19 protein-coding genes and 1 pseudogene are annotated in these 24,949 nt (G+C 46.6%); 11 read left to right on the forward strand and 9 right to left on the reverse strand.

The features are described 5' to 3' along the window. The 3 genes from Q0Z70_RS01980 (at position 1) to Q0Z70_RS01990 (ending at position 3,703) form a co-directional block, all read left to right on the forward strand. Positions 1-393 (forward strand): DUF1573 domain-containing protein, encoded by a 393-nt coding sequence (locus Q0Z70_RS01980; protein WP_298072125.1) that lies wholly within the window; start codon positions 1-3, stop codon positions 391-393. A 437-nt stretch (positions 394-830) separates the two neighbouring features. Beyond that, entirely contained in the window at positions 831-2,825 is a 1,995-nt protein-coding gene (locus Q0Z70_RS01985; RefSeq protein ID WP_298072127.1) for an oligopeptide transporter, OPT family, read from the forward strand. Positions 2,826-2,839: 14 nt separating this feature from the next. Further along, on the forward strand, positions 2,840-3,703 hold the full coding sequence (locus tag Q0Z70_RS01990) for an alpha/beta hydrolase (RefSeq protein WP_298072129.1): 864 nt from the start codon (positions 2,840-2,842) through the stop codon (positions 3,701-3,703). 83 nt (positions 3,704-3,786) lie between these two features. On the opposite strand, the gene dnaB is transcribed toward Q0Z70_RS01990, so the two are convergent. After that, positions 3,787-5,343, reverse strand: coding sequence for a replicative DNA helicase (gene dnaB / locus Q0Z70_RS01995; RefSeq protein WP_298072131.1), 1,557 nt, complete (start codon positions 5,341-5,343; stop codon positions 3,787-3,789). A gap of 190 nt (positions 5,344-5,533) precedes the next feature. Between dnaB and ispE the strand changes: the two genes are divergently transcribed. Next, positions 5,534-6,364 (forward strand): 4-(cytidine 5'-diphospho)-2-C-methyl-D-erythritol kinase, encoded by an 831-nt coding sequence (gene ispE, locus Q0Z70_RS02000; RefSeq protein ID WP_298072133.1) that lies wholly within the window; start codon positions 5,534-5,536, stop codon positions 6,362-6,364. Positions 6,365-6,452: 88 nt separating this feature from the next. Here ispE and purT read toward each other — a convergent pair whose 3' ends face one another. Then, positions 6,453-7,619: a formate-dependent phosphoribosylglycinamide formyltransferase gene (purT, locus tag Q0Z70_RS02005; RefSeq protein ID WP_298072135.1), complete on the reverse strand. Its 1,167-nt coding sequence runs from the start codon at positions 7,617-7,619 to the stop codon at positions 6,453-6,455. 71 nt (positions 7,620-7,690) lie between these two features. Beyond that, positions 7,691-9,208, reverse strand: coding sequence for a DUF4301 family protein (locus tag Q0Z70_RS02010; RefSeq protein WP_298072137.1), 1,518 nt, complete (start codon positions 9,206-9,208; stop codon positions 7,691-7,693). Positions 9,209-9,410: 202 nt separating this feature from the next. On the opposite strand from Q0Z70_RS02010, the gene Q0Z70_RS02015 reads away from it, so the two are divergent. Further along, complete coding sequence (locus tag Q0Z70_RS02015) at positions 9,411-10,736, forward strand: sigma-54 dependent transcriptional regulator (protein ID WP_298072139.1); 1,326 nt, start codon at positions 9,411-9,413, stop codon at positions 10,734-10,736. Positions 10,737-10,747: 11 nt separating this feature from the next. Continuing rightward, positions 10,748-12,118 (forward strand): ATP-binding protein, encoded by a 1,371-nt coding sequence (locus Q0Z70_RS02020; protein ID WP_298072141.1) that lies wholly within the window; start codon positions 10,748-10,750, stop codon positions 12,116-12,118. A gap of 185 nt (positions 12,119-12,303) precedes the next feature. Here Q0Z70_RS02020 and proS read toward each other — a convergent pair whose 3' ends face one another. Further along, a complete protein-coding gene (gene proS, locus Q0Z70_RS02025; protein ID WP_298072143.1) occupies positions 12,304-13,797 on the reverse strand; it encodes a proline--tRNA ligase in 1,494 nt (497 codons plus the stop codon). A gap of 147 nt (positions 13,798-13,944) precedes the next feature. Beyond that, positions 13,945-14,970: an aminotransferase class I/II-fold pyridoxal phosphate-dependent enzyme gene (locus Q0Z70_RS02030; RefSeq protein ID WP_298072145.1), complete on the reverse strand. Its 1,026-nt coding sequence runs from the start codon at positions 14,968-14,970 to the stop codon at positions 13,945-13,947. A gap of 107 nt (positions 14,971-15,077) precedes the next feature. Here Q0Z70_RS02030 and Q0Z70_RS02035 point away from each other — a divergent pair. The 5 genes and pseudogenes from Q0Z70_RS02035 to Q0Z70_RS02055 all read left to right on the forward strand — a co-directional run. Continuing rightward, positions 15,078-15,271, forward strand: a pseudogene (locus tag Q0Z70_RS02035) (IS982 family transposase); the annotation flags it as partial. 339 nt (positions 15,272-15,610) lie between these two features. Beyond that, the gene (locus Q0Z70_RS02040) at positions 15,611-17,014 is read left to right on the forward strand and encodes an HAD-IIIC family phosphatase (protein ID WP_298072148.1); all 1,404 of its coding nucleotides are present in this window, start codon (positions 15,611-15,613) and stop codon (positions 17,012-17,014) included. After that, positions 17,007-17,795, forward strand: coding sequence for a DUF488 family protein (locus tag Q0Z70_RS02045; protein WP_298072150.1), 789 nt, complete (start codon positions 17,007-17,009; stop codon positions 17,793-17,795). Before Q0Z70_RS02040 ends, Q0Z70_RS02045 begins: the two co-directional genes overlap by 8 nt. Continuing rightward, complete coding sequence (locus tag Q0Z70_RS02050; RefSeq protein WP_298072152.1) at positions 17,788-18,252, forward strand: DUF488 family protein; 465 nt, start codon at positions 17,788-17,790, stop codon at positions 18,250-18,252. Before Q0Z70_RS02045 ends, Q0Z70_RS02050 begins: the two co-directional genes overlap by 8 nt. After that, positions 18,252-18,887, forward strand: a complete 636-nt coding sequence (locus Q0Z70_RS02055) for a hypothetical protein (protein WP_298072154.1) — start codon at positions 18,252-18,254, stop codon at positions 18,885-18,887. Before Q0Z70_RS02050 ends, Q0Z70_RS02055 begins: the two co-directional genes overlap by 1 nt. A 159-nt stretch (positions 18,888-19,046) precedes the next feature. Here Q0Z70_RS02055 and Q0Z70_RS02060 read toward each other — a convergent pair whose 3' ends face one another. The 4 genes from Q0Z70_RS02060 to xylA all read right to left on the reverse strand — a co-directional run bounded on the left by Q0Z70_RS02060 (position 19,047) and on the right by xylA (position 24,923). Further along, a complete protein-coding gene (locus tag Q0Z70_RS02060) occupies positions 19,047-19,451 on the reverse strand; it encodes a helix-turn-helix domain-containing protein (RefSeq protein WP_298072156.1) in 405 nt (134 codons plus the stop codon). Positions 19,452-19,817: 366 nt separating this feature from the next. Then, complete coding sequence (locus Q0Z70_RS02065; protein ID WP_298072158.1) at positions 19,818-21,986, reverse strand: glycoside hydrolase family 3 C-terminal domain-containing protein; 2,169 nt, start codon at positions 21,984-21,986, stop codon at positions 19,818-19,820. A 24-nt stretch (positions 21,987-22,010) separates the two neighbouring features. Continuing rightward, a complete protein-coding gene (gene xylE / locus Q0Z70_RS02070; protein WP_298072197.1) occupies positions 22,011-23,486 on the reverse strand; it encodes a D-xylose transporter XylE in 1,476 nt (491 codons plus the stop codon). A 120-nt stretch (positions 23,487-23,606) separates the two neighbouring features. Further along, the gene (xylA, locus tag Q0Z70_RS02075) at positions 23,607-24,923 is read right to left on the reverse strand and encodes a xylose isomerase (protein WP_298072160.1); all 1,317 of its coding nucleotides are present in this window, start codon (positions 24,921-24,923) and stop codon (positions 23,607-23,609) included. Positions 24,924-24,949 lie beyond the last annotated feature (26 nt).

Here is a 24,949-nt window from a genome sequence, read left to right on the forward strand (position 1 = left end):
ATGAAAAGAGTATTTTTGTATATGATGTTTGCCTTGTTGGGTATGGGTTACGCTATGGCACAGGCTGAAATCAAGTTTGATAAAACCACTGCCAACCTCGGCACATTCCCCGAAGAAAAGCCCGTAGTGAGCTGTGTCTTTTCTTTCACGAACATTGGCGACGCGCCGCTGGTCATTCATCAGGCGGTAGCATCCTGCGGATGCACAGTCCCCGAATACACGCAAGAACCTGTATTACCGGGAAAGAAAGGAACAATCAAGGTAACATATGACGGAACGGGCAAGTATCCCGGCCATTTCAAGAAGTCCATTACACTGCGTACAAATGCCAAGACGGAAATGATGCGTCTGTTCATCGAAGGAGACATGACCCCGAAAGGCGAAAAAAAATAAGGAATAAACTTACCAAATCATAACCGAAAAGGATGCCTGACACAGCGACGGCATCCTTTTTCTTTTCCTGCCGTTTCCCTTCCTCGCCAATCTTGTCGGAAAAACACCGTCTGCAGGAAGCCCCCTTAACGAAGCGCTTTCTGACACTCTCACGAAGCACTTCCTCAGCCCCTCACGAAGCACTGTGTTAAACCCTGAGAAAGCACTGTGTCAGATGTCCACGAAGCACTTCGTCGATTCCCCATCTCCAGATACATTCCTTCCGCTCGGTTTGCCGGCAAATGAATTACCTTCGTACTGTCTTCAGACCTCTCTTTCTACATTTAGGGCACAGATAATTTTGACACTTCCCGTTTTTTTGTTTTCTTTGACCTCCAAATAAGAAGTATATAGACAGCCTATTATTAATTCTAAAAAACAATATCAAACATTCTGCTATGAAACAGGAAGAAGAACAAGTGACCGGTTTGCCGGAAAACGCATTCCGGGAACTGAAACCGGGCGAAACGTACAACCCGCTGATGAGTCCGGGCAAGAACTATCCCGAAGTAAACGTGTGGTCAGTGTTGTGGGGCATCTGCATGGCTGTCCTCTTTTCGGCCGCCGCAGCTTATCTGGGCCTGAAAGTGGGTCAGGTGTTCGAAGCTGCCATTCCCATTGCCATCATCGCCGTCGGCGTATCGAGTGCCGCCAAACGCAAGCATGCCTTGGGTGAAAATGTCATTATCCAGTCTATCGGAGCCAGTTCGGGCGTCATTGTGGCCGGAGCCATCTTTACCCTACCCGCTCTTTATATCTTGCAGGAAAGCTATCCGAAGGAAGTGACTGTCACCTTTGCCCAAGTATTCATCAGCTCACTGCTGGGAGGTGTACTGGGCATCCTATTCCTCATTCCCTTCCGTAAATACTTTGTCAGTGACATGCACGGCAAGTATCCTTTCCCCGAAGCAACGGCTACCACACAGGTGCTCGTATCGGGCGAAAAGGGTGGCAGCCAGGCCAAGCCACTGCTGGCAGCCGGTCTGATAGGCGGTCTGTACGACTTCATCGTGGCTACTTTCGGTTGGTGGAACGAGAACTTCACCACCCGTTTCTGCTCGTGGGGCGAGATGCTGGCCGAAAAGACCAAATTAGTGTTCAAGGTGAACGTCGGCGCTGCTGTGTTGGGCTTGGGCTATATAGTCGGCCTGAAGTATGCCGCTATTATCTGCTTCGGTTCGCTGGCCGTGTGGTGGATCATCATCCCCGGCATGTCACTGTTCTGGGGCGACGTCGTACTGAACCAATGGAACCCCGAAATCACCCAGACCGTAGGCCAAATGTCACCCGAACAGATATTTACCTACTATGCCAAAAGTATCGGCATCGGCGGTATCGCTATGGCCGGCATCATCGGTATCATCAAATCATGGGGCATCATCAAGAGTGCGGTGGGACTGGCAGCCAAGGAAATGGGGGGCAAGTCGAAAGTTGATGCCAACGTCATCCGCACCCGCCGCGACCTCTCGATGAAGTTTATTGCCATCGGCTCCCTCATCACGCTGGCGCTGGTGTTCCTCTTCTTCTACCTCGACGTGATGCAGGGTAACCTGTTGCACACTGTCGTAGCTATCCTGCTCGTGGCAGGCATCGCTTTCCTATTCACCACCGTAGCGGCCAATGCCATTGCCATCGTGGGTACCAACCCCGTTTCGGGCATGACATTGATGACGCTCATTCTGGCTTCGGTAGTCATGGTAGCCGTCGGTCTGAAAGGTCCCGGCGGTATGGTAGCTGCCTTAGTCATGGGCGGCGTGGTCTGCACGGCCCTGTCTATGGCAGGGGGCTTCATCACCGACCTGAAGATAGGTTATTGGTTGGGAACGACTCCTTTCAAGCAGGAAGCGTGGAAGTTCCTGGGTACCCTTGTTTCGGCAGCCACCGTAGGCGGAGTAATGATTATTCTGAACAAGACCTACGGCTTCACCAGCGGACAGCTGGCCGCCCCGCAGGCTAACGCCATGGCTGCCGTCATCGAACCGCTGATGAACGGTGTAGCCGCTCCTTGGCTGCTCTACGGCATCGGCGCCATACTGGCCATCGTACTCACACTGCTCAAAGTGCCCGCGCTGGCCTTCGCCTTAGGCATGTTCATCCCACTCGAACTGAACACTCCGTTGCTCGTAGGCGGTGCTATCAACTGGTATGTGACAACCCGCAGCAAGGATGCCAAAATCAATGCCGAACGCGGTGAAAAAGGTACGTTGCTGGCCTCCGGTTTCATTGCCGGCGGTGCACTGATGGGTGTAGTCAGCGCAGGCATGCGCTTCGGTGGTGTCAACTTAGTCAACGAGACTTGGATTGCCAACGCATGGTCACAGATTATAGCACTCGCAGCTTACGCCATCTTGATATTCTATTTCATCAAAGCATCCATGAAAATCAAATCATAAATCCCTGAAAGCTTATGAAAACAATATTTTTTTCAATCTTATTATCTGTTGCAACGATGTTATCTGCACAAAATACGTTTGAACTTCCGCTCTGGCCGAACGGAGCGCCCAATAGCAACGGATTGGCCGGAACAGAAGAAGACCTCGAAGGGGGCCGGGTGGCCAATGTAATCACTCCCTCCATTACGGTCTATAAGGCCAACAGGCCCAACGGAACAGCCATTATCATGTGTCCCGGTGGCGGATATGCCCGTCTGGCTATGAACCACGAAGGGCATGACATGGCTCCCTGGTTCAATGCCCAAGGCATCACCTACATTGTACTGAAATACCGTATGCCCAACAGTCATTATGAAGTACCGTTGAGCGACGCCGAACAGGCCATCCGCCTTGTCCGCCAACATGCGAAGGAATGGAATATCTGTCCGAACCGTATCGGCATCATGGGTGCTTCGGCCGGCGGCCATTTGGCTGCTTCGTTGGCTACCCTCTACAGCAGTGACGAAACCCGCCCGGACTTTCAGGTATTGTTTTATCCGGTTATCTCGATGGTGCCGGGTGTGACGCATGGCGGTTCACGAGAGAACTTACTGGGCAACCAGCCTTCCCAAGAACTGGAAGAGAAGTACACTCTGGAAAAACAAGTGAATGACCGCACACCCCAAGCTTTCATCATGCTCTCGGCTGACGATGGAGCCGTGCCTCCCGCTAATGGCATTCATTACTTTGAAGCCTTGCTCCAACATCAGGTTCCGGCTACATTGCATGTCTATCCCACCGGCGGTCACGGCTGGGGATTCCGCGACGCTTTCACTTACAAACGCCAGTGGACAGGCGAACTGGAAAAATGGCTGCGAGAAGGACTTAAATTCGAATGATGACGAAACAATCGATCCTTAACTGTTGCTGAAGGCAGCCTTTCCATTTCTGACAGCCGGTGCTCAAGAGCCCGGCTGTCCTGTTAGAACGGGACGGAACCATCCATTTCTTCCCCGCCGAAGGAATTGAGATCTGCTTCAGTGGGAGGAGGAGGGGTGGCCGTGCTACCGATAGGTGCATTCATGCGAGAACCGAAGGTAGTTCCCCCACCCTCGCCCGGAAGCGGTATTATCATGTCGTCCTCTGGATTCTGGAAACGGGTATATTGACCGATAAAACGCAGGCGAACGTCGCCGACAGCACCATTACGGTGTTTGGCTATGATGATTTCGGCCATACCGCGCAGGTCTGTGCCGTCGGCTGAAGTATAAATCTTATAGTATTCGGGACGATGGATAAAGCACACCATATCGGCATCCTGCTCGATGGCACCGGACTCACGCAGGTCGCTCAGCTGCGGGCGCTTACCTTCCTCACCTTCACGGTTTTCCACACTACGATTTAATTGCGACAAGGCAATGATGGGAATATTCAGTTCCTTGGCCAATCCCTTCAGAGAGCGGGAGATGGTACTGACCTCTTCCTGACGGTTTCCGAAGAACATGCCGCTGGCATTCATCAGCTGAAGATAGTCGATGATGATGATCTTCACTCCATGCTCACGTACCAGTCGACGTGCCTTGGTACGCAGTTCAAACACCGAAAGCTGCGGCGTATCGTCCACGTATAGCGGAGCGTCCAGCAGATCACGCAGTTTATAATCCAGTTGTTGCCACTCGTAATCGGCCAGCTGTCCGCTCTTTATTTTCTCGCTCGGTATTTCGCAGACATTCGATATCAGACGGTTCACAAGCTGCACATTACTCATTTCGAGCGAAAACAGTGCGACGGGATTATGAAAATTCACGGCAATATTCTTGGCCATAGACAGTACGAAAGCTGTCTTACCCATAGCCGGACGGGCAGCAATGATGATAAGGTCGGAGTTCTGCCATCCTGAAGTCATCTTGTCCAGTTTGGTAAACCCGCTTTCCAATCCGCTCAAGCCGTCAGTACGTGCCGCCGCCTTCTGTATCAACTGATAAGCCTCGGAAATAACGGGGTTGATCTGCGTATAATCTTTCTTCATGTTCTGCTGGGAGATTTCAAAGAGCTTTCCCTCGGCCTCCTGCATCAAATCATCCACATCAATCGTTTCATCAAAAGCCTTTGTCTGGATAGTGCTGGTGAAGGTGATTAACTCACGGGCCAAAGCTTTTTGAGCAATGATGCGGGCATGATATTCAATATGAGCCGACGAAGCCACCTTGCCGCTAAGCTGCGCCAGATAGAAAGGGCCTCCCACTTCTTCCAGTTCTCCCCGCTTGGAAAGTTGGTCCTTGACGGTAAGGATATCCACAGGCTTCTGATTGATTGCCAGGTCGGTAATGGCAGCATATATCAGCTGATGACGGCGTTCATAAAACGATTCCGGCCTCAGTATCTCGCCTACCAGTGAATAGGCATCTTTCTCTATCATCAGTGCGCCCAGTACAGCTTCCTCCAGTTCGGGAGCCTGGGGCTGAATGCGTCCGTAGTCGGTCACCGGCTGCGGTGTCTTGCTTCGCGATGTGCGAATGTTTCGTTTCTGTTCTGCCATGGCCTTGAATTATAGCGGTTTAATTGAATGACATTTTTCCCCTTGCCGCTTTTAGTACAAGGAGGAAACAAAGATACGGGAAATTCTCCATACTCTATCTCCCCATTCCCGTCTTTTTATAAAACCTTTGTGCGGTGGTTTGCCGGTTTATTGTTACATTTGTGCAAACAACCACGAACTTAGAACGAGTATGATTACCTTTCCGAACGCTAAAATAAACTTGGGTTTAAACATTACTGAGAAAAGACCCGATGGTTACCACAACTTGGAAACCATTTTCTACCCTATCCCGTTAGAAGACGCTTTGGAAGTATGTACCAGCTATAAAGGCGAAGGGAAATATTCGCTTACACAAAGCGGACTGCCGATTGAAGGAGATATAGAAAAAAACTTAGTTGTAAAGGCTTATAAATTGCTACAAGATGAAGGCTGTGATTTACCGCCCGTAAACATCTATCTGCATAAACACATTCCTTCGGGATCCGGGCTGGGAGGCGGTTCGGCTGATGCCGCTTTCATGCTGAAACTGCTGAACGGGACTTACAACCTGCATCTGACAGAAGAACGTCTGGAAAAATATGCCGCTTGCCTGGGTGCAGACTGCGCTTTTTTTATCCGTAACCGGCCAACGTATGCAGAAGGTATCGGAAATATCTTTTCACCGGTTGAACTCTCGTTGGCAAACTGGCAGTTAGTGCTGGTGAAACCGGCCGTTTTCGTTTCGACACGCGACGCTTTTGCCCGTATCCGTCCACAACATCCGATACACAACCTGAAAGACATTATACAGCTACCCATAGAAAAGTGGAAAGACTATATGGTAAATGACTTCGAAGAAAGTGTATTCCCACAATTCCCTATCATCGGTGACATCAAGGCGGAGCTTTATCGTATGGGAGCCGTCTATGCTTCGATGAGTGGTTCAGGATCGTCAGTCTACGGTCTGTTCGCTCCCGGCGCTTTTCTACCCGACGAAGACTTCAGTACAGGAAGTCAGATGTTCAGGCTCACACTGAAATGACCATACAACAAAAAATAAGAATGGCACACTAAGTCTGCGAAATCTTCGCTTACATTGTGTGCCATTCTTCTGTAAACAGGTATTTCTATCAATAGACTTCTACCTTGGCGGCCAACGCTTTAGTCTTATCACGCAGAGCATCGAGGTCACTGCCCAAAGGCGCATAGCACAGGACTACCCCCATACGACGATTAACACGGGTAGTAGGCTTGCCGAAAATACGCAGATAAGTATCCTCAGCCTCAGTTACAGCTTCCATTCCCCGGTAATTAGGGCGTTCCTGGCTGGCGATTGGCGAAAGGATGACCGCACTGGCCCCCATACGTTCTTGCTTGATGTTTGGAATGGGAAGTCCCAAGACAGCACGCAGGTGCAGTTCAAACTCATTCAGGTTCTGTGTCCCCGCCAATGTCACCATACCTGTATCATGCGGACGTGGTGAGAGTTCGGAGAAATAAACGCCATTCTCGTGACTCAAGAAGAACTCTACTCCCCACAGGCCGGCACCCGTCAAAGCACGTGTCACTTTTTCTGCCATGTCTTGTGCTTCTTTCAATTGGGCCGGATCAATACGGGCAGGCTGGAAGCTTTCACGGTAATCACCACCCTTTTGTACATGCCCGATAGGCGGGCAGAACAGCGTAACACCATTCTTTTGAGTTACAGTAAGCAGCGTTATTTCACTGTCAAACTTGATAAATTCTTCAATAATCAGTTCTTTGATATCACCCCTACTTCCATTGCAACCATATTCCCAGGCATGTTCCAATTCGTTTGCACTCTTCACAAGCGACTGCCCCTTTCCCGATGAAGACATCAACGGCTTAACCACACAAGGAAAACCAATCTGAGCCGCTGCCTCTTTCAATTCGTCAAGTGATTTTGCATAAAAATATTTCGCTGTTTTCAGTCCCAACTCCTTGGCTGCCAAGTCACGAATGGCCTTACGGTTCATTGTAAAATTCACTGCGCGGGCACTTGGAACAACCTGAATTCCTTCTTTCTCGAAATCGTAAAGGCGCTCGGTACGAATAGCCTCAATCTCCGGGACGATAATATCGGGATGATGCTTGCGCACAACACGCTCCAAAGCATCGCCATCGAGCATACTGAACACCTCACATTCATCTGCTACCTGCATGGCAGGTGCGCCAGCATACGAATCGCAGGCTATGATATACTGTCCTTTCCGTTGAGCCGAGATAACAAATTCCTTACCCAGTTCACCGGAGCCTAATAATAAAATCTTCTTCATTATAATCTGTCTTTTATCTGTATTTCTTTTGTTCTGAAACGACCTCCGATTTTTTCAACTTCAACGTCCATTTATTGATGCTGCTCTCTCAATAAATCGTTTACAGTTTTCACAGGATTGAATGTGCTTAACGGAACTTCTACAAAGACAGTATTCCAATCGCTCATAGCACCATTCCACAAACCAGGAAGTTCGAGAGCCTTCAGTTCTTTTCCATTTTTCGACTTATATGAAATAAATCCAGTCGCCTTATCCACATATTTCGTCAGGTCGAACTTGTTCCCTTTATAATCGCGTACTGCACATACCAGATCAACAGGATTGAAATGCGTCCCTTTTTCGAACATTTCTTTCTTTTCGGGATCTTTCATGTCTATCTGAGAACTTTCCAAGATCTGTAATGAAATAGTTCCATCGCTGTTGTAAGCCAGGAACGGTCCGCCACCCGGTTCGCCTACATTCTTTACCATACCGCATACACGCATCGGCCGGTTAAGTTTCTTTTTCAGGTAAATAGCCAGTTCAGAATCCTCAAAGTTCTTCACTTCCAAATTCTTACAATGAAGTTTTTTCTGTAGGAATTGAAGCATCTCAAGGACTTGCTCGTGAGAATACTTACCACTGTCGAGCAACTGCAGATAGGCAAATGCCTTTTGCTGTAAAGCGACCAATACACCGGCTATCAGTTTCTTATATAATACAGTATCCCCTTTCAGCTTATCGGGTACCACATTGTCGATGTTCTTGATAAATACAATATCTGCATCCAAGTCGTTCAGGTTCTCGATTAATGCCCCGTGGCCACCCGGACGAAAAAGGAATTTTCCATTATCACGGAAAGGTTTGTTCTCCATATCCGCAGCAATGGTATCTGTGCTGGGCTTCTGTTCGGAGAAACTAATATTATAATCTACTCCATATTTTTTAGCATAAGCAGCAGCTTTTTTATCAACAAGTTCCTTAAACAATGCACGATGTTCGGGCGATACAGTAAAATGTACATTTACCTTTCCATTCTTGTTGGCTGCATAAAGAGCGCCTTCTACCAAATGTTCTTCAACCGGAGTACGGTTACCGTCTTCGTATTTATGGAATTTCAGCAAACCTTTGGGAAGAGCGCCATAATTCAATCCCGCAGATTCCAACAGAGCTGCAACTACAAACTTGTATTTCCCTCCACTTATCAGTTCGGCTATCTTCTTGCCCGTTGTTTTCAGACAAGCTTCTTCCAAATCGGAATAAAATGCAAACTTTTCGATTTTCTCAAAAAATGTCTTCTCAAAAGACGTCTGCGGCATATCGTATTCAGCTCCCAAAAATTCGAATAAGTTCTTAAACATACGACTGGCAGCTCCTGAAGCGGGAACAAATTTCACAACTGTCTTGTCTGTCTGCATGTATGCCTCCCATGCGTCTAAATACTTTTTCTGTTCATCGGTAGCAGGAGCAAAGATACCGTTCTCTACAGAAGCCGCCGCAGCCAGTTTCAGATAAGGAAATCCCTTTTCGAAGCAAGCCAACTGTTCTTCAATTTGTTTTTCACTGATGCCTTTCTTTTCAAGCATCTCTTTGTCTTGTGGTGTCATCATAATATGTATGTTTTTATAAGTTTCAGCCTTTTACTGCCCAAAAATACAAAAAAACTGTAACAGTCGGTAAGAAACAGAAGAAAAAACGATGTAGAGCAAAATCATTTTGTCTACTATGAGCGGAAATCAGATTGCAAAAGGATTATCCACAAAAAAAACGTATATTTGTCTGCCAAAACAGACAAGCATCGCGAGAACTAAGATGAAAAAAGCCGGAAACATACTTATCATAGACGACAACCGAGGCGTACGCAACGCTTTGCAATTACTGCTAAAGCCGCACTTCGACCGCATAGAAGCCCTCTCCTCACCTGTCTCTCTTCCGACATGCCTAAACGCAACAGATTGGCAGGTCATACTACTTGACATGAACTTTAAGGCTGGGATCAACAATGGTAATGAAGGTCTCTACTGGCTGCATGAAATAAAGAAAATGAAACCATACATCCCTGTAGTACTATTTACAGCCTACGCAGACATCAGCTTGGCTGTACGTGGTATCAAGGAAGGAGCTACGGACTTTGTGGTAAAGCCATGGGATAACGAAAAACTGATTGAGACCTTGCTTTCAGCCGCCATGCCTCCCGAAAAGCTACAGACAAAAGAAAGTATCCCAATGTATTGGGGAGAGAGTGCCGCCATGAACCGCCTACGACGCCTTGTAGAAAAAGTAGCAGACACCGATGCCAATGTACTGATAACCGGTGAAAACGGTACGGGAAAAGAAATGCTTGCACGAGAAATACACCGTCTTTCATCGCGTCGCCATCACGAGATGATTACTGTAGATATGGGTGCCCTGACCGAATCTTTGTTTGAAAGCGAGCTTTTCGGCCACGTAAAAGGGGCTTTTACTGATGCGCGGAATGAACGTACCGGCAAATTTGAAGCAGCTAACGACAGTTCCTTATTTCTCGATGAAATAGGTAATCTGCCTTTCCACCTGCAAGCCAAATTGCTTACAGCCATCCAACAGAAGGCTGTTGTCAAAGTAGGAAGCAATCTGCCCATACCCGTCAATATACGCCTAATCTGCGCGACCAACCGCAACCTGCCCGACATGGTAAAACGTGGTGAGTTTCGAGAAGACTTGCTTTACCGCATCAATACAATCCATTTGGAAATACCGCCTTTACGCCAGCGGACAGAAGATATTCTGCCACTTGCCGAACAATTTGTCTGCCGTTTTTGTCAACAATATCACAAGAAACCACTTACACTACCCGATGATTCATGCGATAAGCTCTTAAAACATCCCTGGTATGGCAACATCCGTGAATTGGAGCACACCATCGAAAAGGCGGTCATCATTTGCGACGGTGCTATCCTGACGTCTGATTGCTTTCAGTTAACACATTCGTCTGCCCGGCCAGCCACAGATTCCCAAGTCTCTACATTGGAAGCAATGGAGCGTCAAATGATAACGAAGGCTATACAGAATTGTGAAGGAAACCTTTCGGCCGTAGCAGCCAGCTTGGGTATCAGCCGACAAACCTTATATAACAAAATGAAAAAATACGGACTATAATCCCAATAGCTATGACTTTCCACAACCTTTCCCTATACTATTCCTTTCGCACAACCGTCAGTCTCATTACGGCACTCGCGTCAGGATTTGCATGGGCTGTCTGCATCGTTGACACTTCCGAACTACAGCTATCGGAAAGCAAATTTCTTTTAGCCCTCTTCCTAACTGTTCTGTTGTTTGTAGTGCTATACTGGCAATTGCAATTATATAAACAACACGCCCGAAAAGTGCTCTTCTTTCTCGATGCCATTGAGAACAATGACACATCTATCCATTTTGCAGAAGATAGCAGTACTCCCGACAGCCGGCTCGTAAATCATGCAATTAATCGGGTTGCCCAGATTTTATATCAAGTTAAAACCGAGACAGCCCAACAAGAAAAATATTATGAACTAATATTGAATTGCGTGGATACAGGTATCATTGTGCTCAATGATAAAGGAGTAGTCTGCCAAAAAAACAATGGAGCCTTACACTTGTTGGGTACAGACATACTGACCCATATCGTCCAATTGGAACGTATCGACAAAAAACTGGCTAACCTGTTAAAGAATTGCCATGCAGGGAATAAACTGCAAGTCCCCATCTGCAACGAAAGAGGAACAAGAAATCTGGCTGTACACGTCAGCGAAATCATGCTTCATGGCGATCATCTCCGCATACTGGCTTTAAATGATATACATAATGAGCTGGATGAGAAAGAGATAGACTCGTGGACCAAACTCACCAAAGTGCTGACACACGAAATCATGAACTCTGTCACCCCTATCACTTCTCTAAGCAAAACCCTATTACAGCTTGCCAAGGATGAAAATAAAATCAATCGGGACGAACTACAAGGCGGCCTTCAGACTATTTGTGCCACAAGTCAAAGCCTGATGGCCTTTGTTGAATCCTACCGGCAGTTCACACACATTCCGTCACCCATACCGGAATTGTTCTATGTAAAAGACTTTACCAAACGCATGATTAGTCTGGCACGTCATCAATATCCCAATTCCAACATTACCTTCCTGACAGAAATCACTCCCGATGACCTTATCCTGTATGCAGATGAAAATCTGATTTCACAGGTAATGACCAACCTTTTAAAAAACGCAGTACAGGCCATCGAAAGCGAAAACAAAGATAAGAAAGAGAAATACATCCGCATTCATGCCTACTGCAACGAAGAAGAAGCTGTCGTCATTGAAATAACGAACAATGGGCCACCTATCCCACCCGACATAGAAAATCATATTTTTGTGCCTTTCTTTACCACCCGTGAAAAAGGCAGTGGTGTCGGATTAAGCATTTCGCGTCAGATTATGCGCCTGTCGGGAGGTAGCCTCACCTTAAAAGGCGATGAGAAAGAAACTACATTCGTACTTAAATTCAATTAAATCACAAATGGATTTAAGATAACATTATGCTTTTTTACTCTCGGAAATATAGATGAACGGAAATCGTTAAAGCACAGAGTAAGTCCCGGAGGACATCAAGGAAAACTCTGTGCTAATAAGGGATATATGGTCTAGAATTTATAGACGGACATCATGCGGATAATCATATAACTTACTCTCATTCATTAATATGAACGGGCAAAAATTACCCGGCAAGCCGAAGGTTTACCTGTTACCATACACTTACCCGGCTCTTTATCACCTGGAACCAATGAATTAAATGGAATACAGCGGATGGTAGCCTTGGTTTCTTCCTTAATTTTTTCTTCTGTTTCGGTCGTGCCGTCCCAGTGTGCCAGAATGAAACCGCCCTCTTCGATCTTCTCTTTAAACTCGTCGTAGCTGTCTACTGTTGTGATACGGCTATTGCGGTAATTCAAGGCCTTTTGATAAATGTTATTCTGAATATCTTCCAACAGATTCTTTACATATTCTTCAATGCCGTCGCATGAACGGGTTTCTTTCTCCAGCGTATCGCGACGCATCACTTCTATCGTGTTGTTTTCCAGGTCGCGGCCGCCAATCACAAGACGTACAGGAATTCCCTTTACTTCATAATCGGCAAACTTGAAACCCGGACGTTTGTTGTCAGCATTGTCATATTTCACGGAAATGCCCATCGCTTTCAGTTTGGCAACGATGCCGGCTGCTTTCTCGTCAATCTTTTGCAACATTTCCGCATTCTTGTAAATAGGAACAATAACTACCTGAATCGGAGCCAGATGCGGAGGAAGTACCAAACCGTTATCATCGGAGTGCGTCATGATGAGAGCACCCATCAGACGGGTTGATACGCCCCATGAAGTGGCCCAAACATATTCCAATTTATTCTCTTTGTTGACAAACTGAACATCAAATGCCTTGGCAAAATTCTGTCCCAAGAAATGAGACGTACCGCTCTGTAATGCTTTGCCATCCTGCATCATCGCCTCGATAGTATAAGTATTGAGTGCTCCTGCAAAGCGTTCGTTAGCAGATTTTACACCTTTCACCACAGGCACTGCCATATACTTTTCTGCAAAGTCGGCATATACATTCAGCATCTTCACAGCTTCTGCCTCGGCTTCTTCTTTAGTGGCATGAGCCGTATGTCCTTCCTGCCACAGAAATTCCGCTGTACGCAAGAACAAGCGGGTACGCATTTCCCAACGGAAGACATTAGCCCACTGATTGCATAGGATAGGCAGATCGCGATAGGAGTTTATCCAATTCTTATATGTATTCCAGATAATGGTTTCTGATGTCGGACGAATAATCAACTCTTCTTCCAACTTAGCAGCCGGGTCGACAACCACTCCACCACCCGCAGGATCGTTCTTCAATCTATAGTGAGTTACAACTGCACATTCTTTAGCGAAACCTTCTACATGTTCTGCTTCACGACTAAGGAAAGATTTAGGAATCAAAAGCGGGAAATAGGCATTTACGTGTCCTGTCTCTTTGAACATGTCGTCCAGCTGACGTTGCATTTTCTCCCATATAGCGTATCCATACGGTTTGATAACCATACATCCACGCACTGCCGACTGTTCGGCCAAGTCGGCCTTGACAACCAATTCATTGTACCACTGCGAATAGTTCTCACTGCGTTTGGTCAGTTCTTTCAGTTCTACTGCCATTTCTATCTATATTTAAGTTTGTTTTCTATCGTTTCAAATGAAGCGCAAAATTACGAATTTCTACTGAATAACGAAGTATCTGATTTCAGATTTTTCATGCCGGACGAAAGAGAACAAGGCCCATAAAGAGAATCAAATCCGCTGTCTTTATAGTAAGTCTATCAGTTTGTCCACATCTTCTTCGCGCGTGGCCCAGCTGGTAACGAAGCGCACCACCGTCTCCGTTTCGCCACGAGGCCCCCACAATTCGAAGGTGGCTTCGTGCATGAGGCGGTCGATGGTATCGTTGGGCAGGCAGACGAACTGCTGGTTGGTGGGCGAATCGAGGTGGAGCTTGTAACCCTTCTCTACAAACGCCTGCTTCAGCTTCAGGGCGAGGCGGACGGCATGGGTACCGATGCGCTGGTAGAGGCCGTCGGTAAAGAGCGTGCCGAACTGGACACCCAGCAGACGGCCCTTGGCCAACAATGCGCCATGCTGCTTGACGAGGGAGAAGAAATGAGGCAACCGCTCGGGACAAGCAGCCACCACCGCTTCGCCAAAAAGGGCACCGACCTTGGTACCTCCGATGTAGAAGACGTCGCACAGGCGGGCAATGTCCCTTAGTGTAACGTCCGTTCCCTCAGCCGCCAATCCGTAGCCCAGACGGGCGCCGTCCATATATAAAGGTATATTCGCCTCGCGGCATATACGGCTCAAGTCTTCCAGTTCACGAAGGGTGTAGAGCGTGCCCAGCTCCGTAGGGTGCGAGATGTAGAGCATGCCCGGCGCCACCATGTGTTCGTAGGTCTCGTCGCGGTAGAAGTTGCGGATATAGGCTTCCACATCGGCAGCCTTTACCTTGCCGTCGTATTGGGGCAGCGTGAGCACCTTGTGACCCGTAGCCTCGATAGCACCCGCTTCATGGACGTTGATGTGGGCCGATTCAGCTCCTAATACGCCTTCGTGGCGTGCCAGCAGGGCGTCAATGACGGTAGCATTGGTCTGCGTACCGCCTACCAGGAACTGAACGGCAGCCTGCGGACGGCCGCAAGCCTCGCGTATCAGGTTCCTGGCACGAGCCGTATAGTCGTCACAACCGTATCCGGGCGTCTGTTCCAGATTGGTTTCTACCAGGCGACGCATCACTTCGGGATGTGCGCCTTCCATATAATCGGTATCAAAATGTAGCATAACGTGAGTTCATATAAGAATAAATATAATCTGTTGTTAAATAGGAACATAGCGATAAAAGTATTAAATTTATGGTGTCAAGTTATCACATTTAAACGATTATCACTATGTTTCCAGCGTCTAAAGTTACGGAGATTTATTGTATGGCCGATGATTTTTGCAAGGAATTTACATTGCAACAGGAAAATATATAATTGTAGACAAACCTATTAGACATCGCAACAAACCTAACCGCATGAGTGATGCTGAAGTTATTGTTATTCTTATCCTGTTTCACTCTGGTGGTTTCCGCTGCTTCAAGCGTTAAATATTACACACCTAAATCACAATAATTTGCCCGTACAAGGCTTATTATTACGATTTTTTAGTACCTTTGCGGTCGGATTGGGGTAACTCATTCCAGAACATATTAGAATTTTAAGAAGCGTTATGCTTATCTTGTAAGTTGAAAACCTGAGAAACTTTCAAACGTGTACAAGGATAGCATAGTGGTTCTCACGCTATAGCGTGGGCTGCTATTACTACATCTGTACACAAGGTTTTCTCAGGACCGTCAACTTAAGATGTGAAGCATTGCAGTTCCACGCTTCGGTGTATAATAGCAAGAGGTCTTCGGGGGCTGGGAGACACTGACTTGATCATGACTAAAACAGAGTCACCGATTAATAGATACATAGAAACCTACATTAACAGCTATGTCAAGCCGTTTCGTAGTTTCATAAAAAGCAAGTATGTAGTTAATATTATTGGCCTTGCAGATTTTATTACTGTAGATGACCACGATGTGTATCTTCTTCTGCACAAATTGAAGACCTGTGATTTTGAAGTGATAATCTCCAAAGGACAAGATACTATAGACGAGATACAAGTTGAATATACTATTGAGGAGAACGTAAAAAAAGAGTTTTTTGAATATAGGATAGAAAATCTGATTTCAACTACATATTTGTCAAGCAAAACTGGCATTTCCATTGTCGGAATACTGGTTATGCAAATCATCTCACGGATTATATGCAAATCCAAAACCATATATAAGGCGATTATCCTAGACTTGGACGATACAATCTGGAAAGGTACTCTTGCAGAAGATGGTATAGAAACTATTAAACAAAACCTTCATTCAAATGATGCCATACCATTTGTTACGTTTATGCGTTTCATACGTGCAATGGCTAAAGAATTGGGGCTGTATGTGGCTATCTGTTCACGTAATGATAAAGAAAAAGTTCTGTCAGCTATTGACAAATTTAACGAAAAGGAGTTTCCTCTAAAAGGTCATATAGACTGCATTGTTGCCAATTACAATGATAAAAGTAAAAATATAAAGACCATAGCTCAGCAGCTATCAATATTAACAAATGCTTGTGTATTTATTGACGATAATCAGTTAGTTCGTGATGAAGTCAGACAAAACCTGTCTGAGGTTTTTGTACCTGACTGGAATAGTCATGATGAACTGATAATTTTACTTGTTACATGCTGTGTCTTTGATAGATTTGAACTTTCATTGAAATCAAGAAATCGTAAACGATTATATGAAGTTCTACAACGGGAACGTGAAAAAAGTTATCTCCCTCAACTGCTTGTCAAAGTTAGTGACGATATAAACAATGTAGAAGCAATACGCCTTTATGCAAAGTCTAATCAATTCCGGTTTGCTGAAAAAAAGGAAACTTACGAAGGATGCAAATCTTTAGTGTTTGAAATATATAGAGACAACGGTGAGAATCTGGGAATTTGTTCTGCTGTAACTTATACAGAGAACGAACAAAATATCCATGTCTTAAACTGGGCTATCAGTTGTAGATATTTTGAAATTGGACTCGAAGAATACATATTGATATACATCTTTACTTTAGCAAATAAGCGGACCATAACATTTGCTTTCAATGATACCGGTTTTAATGGAAAAGTCGTTGAATTAATAGAAAAGTATGAAAACAATTTTATTAGAAAAGATGAAATTCTATGTTTCATTTCAAACAGGCAATCTATAAACGACATAAAGCTTAATACCAAACTAAAAGAATATTGCAATGAATAAAAAGTACATTTATACAGTTGGTTACACCTTATTTCAAAAAGGTAATACCATAGATGTCTATCACTTGTTTGACATATTAAAAGAGTATGGCGTAAATTTTTTGATAGATGTGCGCTCTGTGCCGTTTTCCAAGCAATATCCACAATGTAATGCCGACAACATGCAGATTGCGGGAAATGAATTAGGCATACCATACATGAATATGCCGGAAATTGGAGCCAAAGCCAGTAGTCAACAAGAGGTTTTCTCCAAGGCATCAGACATATTCTTTGAACAAGAGGTTTTTCCCATAGCAAAAAGTTACCGACCGGAGAAAACAGAATTGCTTGGTTCAGATGAAATTGTAGATTTTCGTAAATTCAGACATGATGAACATTTTATAAGTGGATTAAAACGCATTGAAAATGCCTATGATAAAAACTTTACCTTATGTTTGATGTGCAGCGAGAAGAAACCGATGGACTGTCACAGATATTTCTTGGTAAGCAAAGCACTTGAACAAAGATACGGTGATTGGCTTGAAGTAAGGCATATCGTTGAAAATCCAGGTGGAGGAATCTACTTTATATCAAATTCTGATTTGGATAAACAACTTGAGAATTTTGTTTGTGAAAGGAAGGGCATTAAAAACTTGTTGAACCCCATGTTCAAAGATGATGTTCTTGCCCATTATTTTGGAGAAACTGATAAGGAGAAACTCTACGACTTCTGTGACAGGTATTGGAATCTCATACATGGATGGAAAAGGTTTAACTATAATAATAACGAGAACTATGATTAAGTTATTCAACATTGGCTTTACACAGAAAACTGCAAAAGAGTTTTTTGGAATTATCAAAGCAAACAAGATTGATTGTCTTGTAGACATACGTCTTAACCCTAATGGCCAGTTATCACGTTTCGCTTTTGAACAAGATTTGCCGTATTTCCTTTCGGAGTTGGCAAATGGTTGCAAATATAAACATCGTGTGGACTTGGCGCCAACTAAAGAACTACTGAAAGAAGTTAGAGACAAGTCTTGTCCTATGAGCAAGGATTATAAATTGTTCGAGGCGGCATATAGGAAACAACTTCAAACAAAGTCCGACATTTCCAACTTTGTTGAAGAGTTCAGGAAATATGAAAATGTTGTATTGTTATGTTCTGAGCCGACAAATGAAAAGTGCCATAGAAGAGTGCTTAGCGATATGCTTCTTGAGAAATTTGGAAACGACATTAAATTTGGAGGGAATTTATAATGAGAAAACGTGTGTTTCTTCTTGCTGTCAGTTGCAAGAACGGAGGATTATGTCCGGGTGGTATTGATTTAGATAATCCAAAAGAGTGGATCCGTATTGTACGAGACGATGGTCGGGCAGGCGCTGTGCAAGGGTATGAAATAGATTTTGCCAAGCCGCTTGATGTGATAGAATTTAATGGTCGACCAATGCCACAAGGCAAACAAAAAGAAAACTGGGTGATTGATAATCATTCTTGCAGGAAAGTTGGCACAGAATCAAAGAGAAGAGTTGTACAAGCTTATAAGCAATACGGTTATCATGGTTTTTGGAATAATGGATATCCGTATTTAAGAGAGGATGAACTGGATAATGTGACGCAACCGTCAGAGTCCCTTTTACATGTTTCGGATGTACGAATTTATAGAAATGATTATGGCAAAGCAAAGATTGATTTTACATGGAGTGGGTTGCGTTATCCTATAAAAGGAGTATCGCTGACAGATCAAGATTTCTATTATAAAATAGACGATGAAGAAATCTATTATGAAAACGCCATTATTGTTATATCTATTCCCAAGTATGCTGACTGGACGCATCCTGAAACAGGTGAAAAAAGAGCATATAAGTTTGTCAGTAAAGTATTTTGGATTTAGTGACCAGTAAATAAGTCCTAGTTTATTTTCAGTCTATCATTAATAAACTATCAGTTCAAAGCCTTTAAACTGTCGGTACAACGTCTTTAAACTATCAGTACAAAGCCTTTAAACTGACGGTTCAAAGGCGTTGTACAGCCGCCTCGACGCACTGTGTCTTCACGCATCGGCTTTTTCTCTATATTCGTTGGGAATCATTCCGGTCATTCTTTTGAATACCCGTGTAAAATGCTGGGGATATTGAAATCCGAGATTACAGGCAATCTGGCTGATAGAACCGGAGGAGAGAAGCAGCCGTTCCTTTGCGGTGCTGATGATTTTGTTTTGTATCCATTCCAAAGCTGTCTTCCCCGTTTCTTTCTTAATCAGGTCGCCGAAGTAGTTGGGCGAAAGGCAAAGTTCGCCCAAGTATTCCATGATGGGCCGGGCCTTGCGGGCGGTGAGGTTGCGGCGCTTATCGAAGGGAATGCCGCCCCGCGTCAGCTCGGCATAGAGCGGACGGCAGCGGTGAATCCAGGAAGTGAGACGACGGATGTAAATAACGGTTTTTATAATGGGAAACAAAGATTGAAAGCAATAATTATCATCGCAAAAAAAAGAATTTTTAGTCCTGTCAACAATATCGCTTCATTATCAGCAAGTTACGGCGACGGTGACAGGAGCCGTACAAACTTTATGAAATACAATAAAAAATAGGCTGCCTTTAAAGGCAAGGTATTTTTTATTTTTTCACGGAAATGTTTACCAAAGACTCAGTCCTGTCAACAATATCCATTGATAATCAGGCGATTTTGTTGACAGGACTATTTTGAGCATCCATTGAAATCAGTTTGGCTTCCGTTTCCTTTTGAAAAATAATCAGACAACAAACCCCTGCCCGGCTCAACGACCGGACAGGGGTTTAGGGTAAGCATTCATTGCCCTTATCTGTCAAAACTCGTACATTATCGTCTGCAAGGCACGGTCGTCCGAACTGCCTCCGTATAGCAACTTATAACTGCCAGCCAAAGGATGAACCGTATTGGTAGCCGGATCCCACCAATTAAAGGTTTCCTCCGTCAGCGGCAGGCTGACCATACGGGTAGTTCCCGCAGGAATATGCACACGCTTGAAGGCACGCAGCGTCTTGCGCGGCCCGTCGGTATCGTCGGGACGGTTCAGGTAGAGCTGGACGACCTCGTCGCCATCCATACTACCTGTATTGGTAACGGGCACCAACAGAGAGCCGTCCTTTACCTCGGCCTTGCCATAAGCAAAGGTCGTATAGCTCAATCCGTAGCCGAAGGGGAAAAGCGGCATACCTTCGAAATAACGATACGTGCGGCCCTTCATACTGTAATCCTGGAAATCGGGCAACTGACCCACATTCTTGTAGAAAGTGACGGGCAGACGTCCGGCCGGATTATAGTCACCATAGAGCACATCGGCTACGGCTATACCACCTGCCTCGCCCGGATACCATGCCTGCAAAATGGCATCGCATATCTGCGTTTCAGGCTCCAGTCCCACAGCACTGCCTGAGAAATTGATGAAGACGACCTTCTTTCCAGCAGACTTCAGTGCTTTGAGCAACCGGCGCTGGGCGGCAGGCAACTCGATGTCTGTACGGTCGCCTCCTTTGAAGCCCGGCACATTGACTTTCATTTCTTCACCTTCCAACATCGGAGAAATTCCTCCGGCAAAGATCACGACATCGGCACGACCGACTTGCTTCAACAGGGAGGCGGCATCCAGTGGCTTCGTCTGTTCCATCTCTTCCTGTTTATGTTTCGGTACAAAGCCTTCTGCATAAAGTGCACCGGGCACATAAATCAACCGATCTTCAGGCAGACGTTTCCGCAGAGCCTCAAGCAGCGTGACGGTATGGTTGGGGAAGCCGTTATAGTTACCCCACTGCATCACTGAGTCGTTGGCATTGGGACCGAGAAGAGCAATGGTCATGCCCGCCTTCAACGGCAGCAGTTTGTTCTTGTTTTGGAGCAAAGTCATACTCTCGTGCGCCATGCGGAGAGCCAAAGCCTGATGTATCCGGCAGTTTACAACCGAGTCGGGAATAGTATCCCAAGGCGTGGTTTCGTCCATCTCACCCAGTTTGAAGCGGGCCAGCAGCAGACGGGATACCGAACGTTCCAAATCCGCCTCCTTAATCTTACCTTGACGAACAGCATCGACCAGCGACTTATAAGCATCGCCGCATTCCAGGTCTGTCCCCGAAAGGACAGCTGCCGACGAAGCATCCGCCTTATCCTTATGCGTCCCGTGACGGCCTTCCTCGAAGAAGTCGTAGATAGCGCCGCAATCGCTCACCACCAGTCCGTCGTATCCCCATTCATCGCGCAGGATTTGCATCAGCAAACGATCACTGTTACAACAAGGTGATCCTTCAAATCGGTTGTAGGCACACATCACTTCTTTCACGCCCGCCTTCTGCACCAAGTCTTTGAAAGCAGGCAGATAGGTTTCCCACAGGTCACGCGGAGCAATGTTTTCAGCATTGAAACTATGGCGGTTCCATTCGGGACCGGAGTGAACGGCGTAATGCTTGGCGCAGGCATGCGCCTTATCGTACAGACTGTTTTCAGGGCCTTGCAAACCTCTGACAACAGCCATACCCAACCGGCTCGTTAAATACGGGTCTTCGCCATAGGTCTCCTGTCCACGTCCCCAACGGGGATCGCGGAAGATATTAATGTTGGGCGTCCAAAAGGTCAAACCCTGATATATCTTATAGCTGCTGTCACGTCGGGCAATATGGTTCTTGGCACGTGCTTCGTCGCTTACAGCGGTAAATACCACGTGGAGCAGCGAGTCGTTGAAGGCAGCACCCATGCCGATAGCCTGCGGAAAGACAGTGGCCAGCCCGTTGCGGGCCACGCCGTGCAGGGCCTCGTTCCACCAGTTGTAGGGCTTGATGCCTAAACGTGGCACGGCGGACGAATTGTTCTGCATCAACAATACTTTCTCTTCCAGCGTCAGGCGCTGCACCAAGTCGGCCGCACGTTCCTCCGGTGGAAAGGAAGCATCCTGATAGGGAAATTTATGCTGACAGGCCGACATCACAGCACCGGCCAGCAGAACAGGAATTATAATCTTTTTCATAAGCGTTCTTTGTCCATTTATTCCTTATTTCTTCTTCCAAAGCCGCGTCATGTCTTCCAGCGTCTTGCCTTTGGTTTCGGGTACGAGCTTCCACACGAAAACAGCGGCCACCACACAGATAATGCCATAGAGGGCATAAGCAAACATGTGGCCGAACTTGTCGCCCATCTCACCCAACTGCATGTTATACATCGGAACGAAAGTAGACGATACAATGAAATTGAATATCCATTGGAAGGCAACGGCCACAGCGACGGCTGCACCCCGGATGGTATTGGGAAATATCTCCGCTATCAACACCCAGCAAATGGGCCCCCAGCTGAACATGAACGACGCACTGTAGACCATGATACTCACTACGGACACTAAAGCGGGAAGACCCGTCACCACATTACACAGCGCCACACCGAAAGCTCCGACGGCCATACCTATCGAGCCTGAAATGAGCAATGGCTTACGTCCCCACCGCTCCACCGTGAATACAGCAAGCAGCGTAAAGAGAATATTGATGACACCCATGATGACGGTCTGCACCATCGGATTGCCCATGCCCATGCTCTCGAAGATACGCGGAGCGAAATAAAGGACGGCATTGATACCGACCGCCTGCTGGAACACACTCAGCATGATGCCTATGAAAATGACTAACCAACCGTAGGTAAAGAGACGTTCGGTCTTTTCGTGCGCCGTAGATTTGATGTCGGCCAAGATAGCCCGTGCCTGTGAAGCACCATTGATACGGCCTAAAACGGCCAATGCTTTGTCGTCGCGTCCGCAGAGAGCCAAGTAACGTGGTGTTTCGGGCACAAGCAGCACCAACAAGGTGAACAGTCCGGCCGGTACGGCCTCGCTGACGAACATCAGTCTCCAGCCCGTCTCGATGGTCCAGGCGGCTGCATCGGGGTTCAGTATTTGGTTCACGCCTTCCACCGCACGGACGACGGGGTTGATGTTATCGCCCAAGATAAGGAAGTTGACGAAATAAACCACAAGCTGGCCGAAGATGATAGCGAATTGATTCCACGACACCAGTGTACCGCGAATATTGCTCGGTGCAATTTCAGCAATGTACATAGGGCAGATGGCCGACGCCAGACCGACTCCCACACCGCCCAGTACGCGGTAGAAATTGAAGGCAAGGAGCAGCGAATAGCTCGGCTCGCCGTAGTTGAAGAACAGGAATTCGGGATAATAGGAACCCAATGCTGAAAGAAAGAACAGGACACCAGCCAAGAAGAGCGACTTCTTGCGTCCCAGGAGAGAGGCACAAAGTCCCGAAATAGCACTTCCGATGATACAGCCGAGAAGTGCACTCGACGACGTGATGCCATGCCATGTGTCGGTATAAATAAAATCCGGTGCCCCCATAAAGAAGGCCTGAAAGCCTTTCTCTGCCCCCGAAATAACAGCGGTGTCGTACCCGAAGAGCAACCCTCCCAGTACGGCCACCAGCACAATGGAAAAGAGATAGATCTTGCTACCGCTTTCTGTTTGTTTTATCATGATAATAGAATATATTAAGAATGAAGAATGAAGAATCGGCCTGCGACGAAGGAGCATATACATCGGCCTTACGTATGGCTGAACTCTTCATTCTAAGTTATTCATTCTTCATTATTATTAAGCGTACATATTCACAATAGCCTCATACAATTCCTGCTTGCCACTGATTTGCTTCGGCTCGCCATTCTGCTTGGCATAAGCTACGATGTCTTCCAACGCCAGCTTGCCGTCTTCGAAGTCTTTGCCAAGGCCGCTGTCGAAGGAAGCGTAGCGCTGGGCCAGCATCTGCTTGTAGGGCGACTCTTCGAGCAACTTGGCAGCACTCTCCAGTGCACGGGCCATAGCATCCATGCCGGCGATATGGGCAATGAAAATATCCTCCAGATCGGTGGAGTTGCGGCGCGTCTTGGCATCGAAGTTCGTACCGCCGTCCTTGAAACCGCCACCGCGAATAATCTGCATCATGGCCTGGATGAGTTCGAAATTGTCAATGGGGAACTGGTCGGTATCCCAGCCGTTCTGATAGTCACCGCGATTGGCATCAATGGAACCCAGCATACCGTTGTCTACGGCTACAGCCAGTTCGTGCTCAAAGGTGTGTCCGGCCAGAGTGGCGTGGTTTACCTCGATGTTCACCTTGAAGTCCTTGTCCAGCCCATGTGCCTTCAAAAAACCAATGACGGTCTCCGTGTCCACGTCATACTGGTGCTTGGTGGGTTCCATAGGCTTCGGCTCTACGAGGAAGGTGCCTTTGAAACCACGGGCACGGGCATAGTCGCGGGCCATGCGCAGCATCGTAGCCAAGTGTTCCTTCTCTCGCTTCTGGTCGGTGTTGAGCAAACTCATGTAGCCCTCGCGGCCACCCCAGAAGACGTAATTCGAGCCGCCCAGTTCGATGGTAGCGTCGATGGCGTTCTTGATTTGTACGGCAGCGCGGGCCACAACGTCGAAGTCGGGGTTCGTAGCGGCACCATTCATGTAGCGTTTGTGACCGAAGACGTTCGCCGTTCCCCACAATAGTTTGATACCCGTCTCCTGCTGCTTCTGCTTCAGGTAGGCCACGATTTCTTTCAGGTTGGCCTCGTATTCCTCAATGGTGTCAGCCTCAGTGCAGAGGTCTACGTCGTGGAAGCAGTAGTATTCGATGCCCATCTTTTGCATGAACTCAAAGCCCGCGTCTGCCTTGTGCTTGGCAGCCTCCACGAGATTGGCCGAATCGTTCCACGGGAAAGTCTTTGTGCTGCCACCAAACTGGTCGCCGCCCTCGGCACACAGCGTATGCCACCAGGCCATGGAGAACTTCAGCCATTCACTCATCTTCTTACCCATGATCATCTTATCGGCGTCGTAATAGTGGAACGCCATGGGATTCTTACTTTCTTTCCCTTCAAACTTAATCTTTCCTATGCCAGGAAAATAATCTTTTGTTGCCATATCTTTTCGATGTTTTATGAGGCCAG

Source organism: uncultured Bacteroides sp. (assembly GCF_947632445.1).
In the GTDB taxonomy this organism is placed as follows: domain Bacteria; phylum Bacteroidota; class Bacteroidia; order Bacteroidales; family Bacteroidaceae; genus Bacteroides.